Source organism: Kitasatospora sp. NPDC059599, assembly GCF_042735125.1.
Classification (GTDB): Bacteria; Actinomycetota; Actinomycetes; order Streptomycetales; family Streptomycetaceae; genus Kitasatospora.
On sequence record NZ_JBHWCL010000124.1, the window covers coordinates 23,868 to 29,935 of the forward strand.

Annotated in this window: 5 protein-coding genes and 1 pseudogene; all 6 read left to right on the top strand. The window is 75.8% G+C overall.

Annotation, left to right across the window (positions count from 1 at the left end):
* Positions 1-3 precede the first annotated feature (3 nt).
* The gene (locus ACFV04_RS32615) at positions 4-468 is read left to right on the top strand and encodes a hypothetical protein (protein ID WP_380534418.1); all 465 of its coding nucleotides are present in this window, start codon (positions 4-6) and stop codon (positions 466-468) included.
* A gap of 468 nt (positions 469-936) precedes the next feature.
* The gene (locus ACFV04_RS32620) at positions 937-1,107 is read left to right on the top strand and encodes a thiazolylpeptide-type bacteriocin (protein ID WP_380534420.1); all 171 of its coding nucleotides are present in this window, start codon (positions 937-939) and stop codon (positions 1,105-1,107) included.
* Between the two features lie 76 nt (positions 1,108-1,183).
* Positions 1,184-1,384, top strand: coding sequence for a thiazolylpeptide-type bacteriocin (locus tag ACFV04_RS32625; protein ID WP_360259019.1), 201 nt, complete (start codon positions 1,184-1,186; stop codon positions 1,382-1,384).
* A 126-nt stretch (positions 1,385-1,510) separates the two neighbouring features.
* Complete coding sequence (locus tag ACFV04_RS32630) at positions 1,511-4,222, top strand: lantibiotic dehydratase (RefSeq protein WP_380534422.1); 2,712 nt, start codon at positions 1,511-1,513, stop codon at positions 4,220-4,222.
* Between the two features lie 120 nt (positions 4,223-4,342).
* Positions 4,343-5,527: a hypothetical protein gene (locus tag ACFV04_RS32635; RefSeq protein WP_380534424.1), complete on the top strand. Its 1,185-nt coding sequence runs from the start codon at positions 4,343-4,345 to the stop codon at positions 5,525-5,527.
* Positions 5,524-6,068, top strand: a pseudogene (locus tag ACFV04_RS32640) (hypothetical protein); the annotation flags it as partial. The gene ACFV04_RS32635 and the pseudogene ACFV04_RS32640, both read left to right, overlap by 4 nt.

Consider the following 6,068-nt stretch of genomic DNA (forward strand, 5'->3'; position numbering starts at 1 on the left):
CTCATGGGCGGCACTGCCGCTCACGCCCAGGGTGACGGAGGGCTGCTCGGCCTCGGTCTCCTCAACACCCCCGCCATCACCGTCGCGTGCATCCCCGGAGGGCTGGTGAGCCAGGGCAACGCCTCCACCGGCAACCAGAACGGCGGCTGCAGCCAATCCGCTTCCGGCGCGGAAGCAACGCCGTCGTCGAGTGGCAGCGGCCTGACGGGACGTCAGATCGTCAGCTCGTCGGCCGCCGCCCAGCCCGGAGAGCTCGCCACCGCAAGTGTTCGGTGCCCGGCGGGGACGGCGGTCACCGGCGGCGGCCTCGCAACGGATGCCGGCTCCTCCTGGGACATCAAGAGCTCCGCTGCCACCGGGACTTCCGGCACGAGCACCGGGGGCGCCTGGTCGGCGAGCGCCAAGAACACCGGCCTTGCGTCCCAGACGCTCACCGTCTACGCGGTCTGCTCCAGTCGAGGGGCCTGACCGACAGCCCGTCGCCGCTTGCGGCCCCTGCGGCCGGAGTCGACAGCCCCTGTCGAATCCCGGCCGGCGGAAACCCGGCCGCTGCCGTATATCAACGGAACGATCAATAAGTCGAGCGGGTGCGGACCGGCCGCACCCGCTCTTCGCTTTGCCCTCAAGTTCCCATCTGCAAAAGGGAGTTCGGAAGATTTCGCGGTGGAACTTCGCAGGTCGGTGGCGGATCGCTCAAGCGCCGCTGTAGTGGCGGTGGCGATGAGCCGTAGGGGCACGGACTACCGGCCAATTGCCCCGGGGGCCGTGCCGCCGGCCGGGCCCCGCGGCCTAGAGTCGACATCGGGCGGCGCGACGTCGGGATTCCCTCGATCCGCGTTCGACGCACCCACGGGGGGCCCGGCACATCCCACAGCACCCGCTCCGCAGACGCGTCCCGGACCGTCCGGAACGCCTGCCACCTCAAGGGAGAACGCCATGTCCGACATCACTCTCGACCTTCAGGACCTCGACCTCAGCGAGCTGACCGTCACCTCCCTGCGTGACACCGTCGCGCTGCCGGAGAACGGCGCCTCCTGGGGCTCCTGCTCCTGCCAGGGCTCGTCCTCCTGCGCCCAGCCGCAGGACATGGTCGTCCCGATCAACTGACGCTTCGTCGGTCCATCGACTGACACTCCGTCAGTTCATCGGTAGGCAAGGATCGTTCGAGAACTCTGGAGACCACATGTCCGACCACGCCCAGGGCGAGCTCGCACTCGCCGACGTCCTCGCCCTCGACAGCCTCGACCTGGGGGAGCTGACCGTCACCGCGCTGCGTGACACCGTCGCGCTGCCCGAGACGGGCGCCTCCGGCGGGCCCAGCTCGACCTCCTGCGGATCGTCCTCCTGCGGGGCTCCGCACCCGCCGGTCCTCGACACCTTCTGAGATCGGCACCCCGCACCGACTCCGCACCATCCCGCACCACCAGCGCAGCAACCCTGAACCCGGCGCGTTCGCGCGGACGCGCCGGGTTCCTGCCGTGTCGCTCAAGTCCCGTCGGAGGGAGCCGTCATGCCGAACCGAGCCCTGCCGCGTCCCGCGCTCCGAGAGGCCCCGGCCGACGCGCCCTCGCAGGCTGTCGTGCCCGACCGGGCCGCAGTGCCCACGCCGGCCGACGCACCTGCGCAGGAATCCGAGTCCGGGCCGGCGCCGGTCGCGTACACCGCGCCCCATGCCCTGGTGCGCGCCACCGTCATCGACCGGCCCGCACAGTCCGCGCCGGCGGCGGCCGCGCGGAGCCTGCTGGCCGAACTCTCCGCCGTCGAGGCCGCGGAGGCGGCCCTGCGGACGGACCTCTGCGACGACCTGTACGACAGTCGCGCCGGACACGACGAGGACTTCCACCGCCGGGTCGTGCTCCCGCTCCGCCGGGACCTGCACAACGGGCGCCCGCCCCGCCCCGCGCTGCTCGACCGGCTCGCCGACCTGCCGCAGCGCGTCCCGCGGCTCGCCGCATGGCTGGGCCTGCGGCAGCGGCGCGCCCGGGCGCTCGCCGCGCTGGCCGACGCCGTTCCGTCCGCGCTCGCCGCCGAACGCGCCGGACTCGCCGAAATCTGCCGCCACCCCGCCTTCGCCCGCGCCGTCGCCCTCACCAGTGCCGACCTGCTGCGCGCGGTCGCCACCACGGCCCGCGAGGCCGGCACGGCGGGGCAGCGGTCCGGGCGGGCCCGCAAGGAGGAGGCCGCCGTGCTGCGGCACGCGCTGCGCGCCACCGCGAAGACCAGCCCGCTCTCCTGGTTCACCGCCGTCGGCTGGTCCTCGGGGGACGCGACGCCGAACGGGCCCGCCGCGCCCCCGTACGCGGTCGTCCGGGAGAACCGGACGTTGGTCGCCGCGCTCGTCCAGGCCCTGCTCGACGACCCCCGGCGCAGCCGCACCCTGCCGCACCGGATGACCGCCGCCGCCCGCGTCACCGACGGCCGCGCCCACTACGCCCGCAGCGAGGTGGTGTTCGCGGGCGGGCGCTACCTGGTCACTCGCGAGGAGGAGGTCGAACTGGCCGACCGGCCCGAACTCGCGCTCCTCGCTATGCTCGCCGACACACCGGACACCCCGGAGCGGCTCGCCGTCCGCCTCGCCGACGCGCTCGGACGGCCGGGCGGCGACCCCGTCGTGCACCGCTTCGTCGGCCAACTCCTCACCGCCCGCCTGCTGGTGCCCACCGACCCGGTCGACCCGCAGGACCCGCAGCCGCTGCGGAGCCTCGCCGAGTGGCTGAGGCCGTGGCCGGAGGACACCCCGATCGTCGATCTGATCGACCAACTCATCCGCTACACGGCGGAGTTGTCCGAGGCGCCGGGCGAGCGGCGGCCGGCTCTGCTGGCCACGCTCGCCGACACCTGGCACCGGGTCCTGGCCGCAGCCGGCCGGCCCGTCCCCGCCGACGCCGCGCCGCTCACCGTCCTCAGCGAGGACGTCCACGCGCCCTCGCCGCCGCGTCCCTCGCCGAGCCCGGCCGATCGAGTCGCGCTCGCCGAACTCACCGCGCTGGCCGAGCTGTTCGACCACGGCCACCTGATGCGCCGGGCGGCCCGCGACCGCTTCGTCGCCCGCTTCGGCACCGGCGGGGTGTGCACCACCCCGTGGGAGTTCGGTGCCGACGCCGCACAGGCCTGGGCCGACCCGGCCATGCCGGACGAACTGGCGGCGCTGCAAGCCGAGTTCGCCGCCGAACCGGAGCGGGACGGCGAACTCGTCCTCCCCGTCGAGGCGGTCCGCGCGCTGGCCGACCGGCTGCCCGACTGGACGGCCGCCCGCCCGCTGAGCTACTCCTGGTTCGTCCAGTGCGACGCCGCCGACGGCCTGCTGTGCGTCAACCACGTCTACGGCGGCTGGGGGCGCTTCACCAGCCGCTTCCTCGACGCCACCGCACCGCGGGCCGCCGCCGACGTCGCCCGGCAGATCCGCCGCGGCCTCGGCGAGGGCGCCCGCGCGGCCCAGATCCGGCCGGTCGGCGGCTTCAACGCCAACCTCCACCCCCTGCTGCTCGCCGACGAGATCGGCCCCGACCGGCGGTGGACCAACCTCGCCGAAGCCGACCTCGACCTCGTCCACGACACCGGCACCGACCAGCTCCGCTTCCGCCTCCGGAGCACCGGCGAACTGCTGGACGTCCTCTACCTCGGCTTCCTCGCCCCGCTCATGCTGCCCCAGCGGCTCGCCCCGCTGCTCGCCGACCACCCCAACGGCGTCGTCGACTTCCGGCCGCTGCTGCCGCGCACCGCCGTCGACGCACCCGGTGGCACCGTCACCCGCACCCCGCGTCTGCGCCACCGCCACGTCGTCCTGGCCCGCCGCCGCTGGCACCTGCCGCCCGCCGTGCTCGACGCGCTGCGCGCCGACCTCACCGCCGACCTCACCGCCGACCCCGGGCCCGTCGGGGTCCCCGCCGGCGCCACCGCCCGCTGGCGCGCCCTGCTGGGCCTGCCCGAACAGCTCTTCCTGCACCCCGTGCCCGCCACCGCCGCGACCACCGGCACCCCCGCCGACGCCTTCGTGGCCCACCTGCGCGCCCCCAAGCCCCAACCCGTCGACCTCGGCAATCCGCTGCACCTGAGCCACCTCGCCAAATGGCTCACCCGCTACCCGAACGGGGTGGTGCTGGAGGAGTCGCTGCCCACCATCGCCGGGCGGGCGGAACCGGCCCGGGCGGTCGAGTCGGTCGTGGAGACCTACCGTCCCGGCCGGGCGGGGGCCGGCGAGGCGCGGGAGCGGGACCGGTGAGCGGCACGGTCGGGCCCACGCCCTGCCCGCCGCCGCCTCGCCGCTCCGGGGGCACCGCTCGACGGCCCGCCCCGCCCGTCCATCCGTCCATTCCGCCCCGCAGTGCCGAGGAGACGTCCGATGCGTGACCCCGCCGACGGCCCGGAGAGCGCCGTGACCGCCGTGACCGCCGTGACCGCCTGTGATGTGGTCCTGACCTACTACCAGCCCATGAAGGCCCGCGCGCTGCGCGAAGCCGTGCTGCCGCAGGCCCGGCAGGCGGTGGCGGACGGGCTGCAGGCGCACATCGAGCGGCACTGGCGGTTCGGCCCGCACCTGCGGCTGCGACTGCGCGGCCCGCACGCTCGGGTGGCCGTCGCCGCGGAGCGCGCGGCCGAGGCGTTGCGGACGTGGACGGCGGCGCACCCGTCGGTCGCCGACCGGACGGACGAGCAGCTGCTGGCCGAGGCCGCCGTCGCCGGACGGGTCGAACTGGTGGCGCCGCCGTACGGGCCGCTGGTGCCGGACAACACCGTCCGGGTGGAGCCCGTCGACCCGGCCGCCGAGCAGTCCCTCCGCGCCCTGCTCGGTACCGAATCCGCCGACCTGCGCGATGAGTTGCTGCGCCTCGGGCTGCCCGCGATCGGATCCGGGTCCGCCTTCCTCGGCGCGCACGGCGACGCGTCGGCGGCCCGGGTGCAGCTGGTGGTGGCGGCGCTCGCGGCGCACGCCGCCGCACACCCGGAGGGGCTGATCGGCGGCCACTACTCGATGCTGTCGCACCTGGAGGACTTCCTCGTCCACGAGGACCAGGACGGCAGCCTGCGGGCCGACTTCGAACGGCGCTGGGAGCAGGTCGGCGGCGCCGTCACGGCCCTGGTCGGCCGGATCACCGACGGCGGGGCGAGCGGCTGGGAACGGGACTGGGCGCACTGGTCGGCGACCGCCTGGACGATGGCGGAGCGGCAGCTGGCCGCAGGCGCCGACCTCGGCGGCAGCCGCGAGGAGTACCGGGAGCGCGCGGCCACGATCGGCGACCCGGAAACCGCCGCCCGCTGGGACTTCGACCTGCGCACCCGCTACAGCGAGTTCCACCGGCTGCTGCACCGCTCGGACCCCCGCGGCACCATGTGGACCCGCCCGGACTACCTGATCTACCGGGCCTGCACCAACGGCCTGTACCGGCTGTTCGCGATCTGCGACGTCCGCCCGGTGGAGCGCTACCTCGCCGCCCACCTGGTGGTCCGCAGCGTGCCCGCGCTCACCGGGCACCGCTGGCAGGACCGGGTGGACGAGGTCATCGCCGCGGTGGAGGGCGCCGCGTGACCGGCGCGGAGGAGCCGTCCGTGCGGCCCCACCTGCGCCCCGGAGTGGCGGTGACCCCGCTGCGGGACGGCCTGCACCTGCGCGGACGCGGCACCAGCCTCACCCTGGAGGGCAGCCGCGCCCTTCCGGTCCTGTGGAAGCTGCTCGCCGCCCGGCTCGCCCCCGGTCCGGACGCGGCGGCCCGGCCCGCCGCCGAGCCGAAGGTGGCGGCCGCGCTGGCCACCGTCACCGCCCGGCTGCGCGAGCACGACCTGATCGTGGACCACCCGGACGGCGCCCGGCTGCCGACCTGGACCGGCGCGGTGGCGGACGAACCGGACGGCGCGGCGGCGGCGCTCGCGGCGGCCCACCCGGTGGTGGCCGCCGCCGACCCGGACGGCCCGGTGGCCCGGGCGGTGGCCGGTGCCCTCGCCCGGGGCGGGACGGCCGCGCCCACGGTGGTCGCCGAACCCGGGCTGCCCGCCGGGCAGGTGGTGCTCTCGGCGGGCGAACCGCCGATGGCGGTCGCGGTCCGGTGCGGCGCGGACGGCGGCTTCGTCAC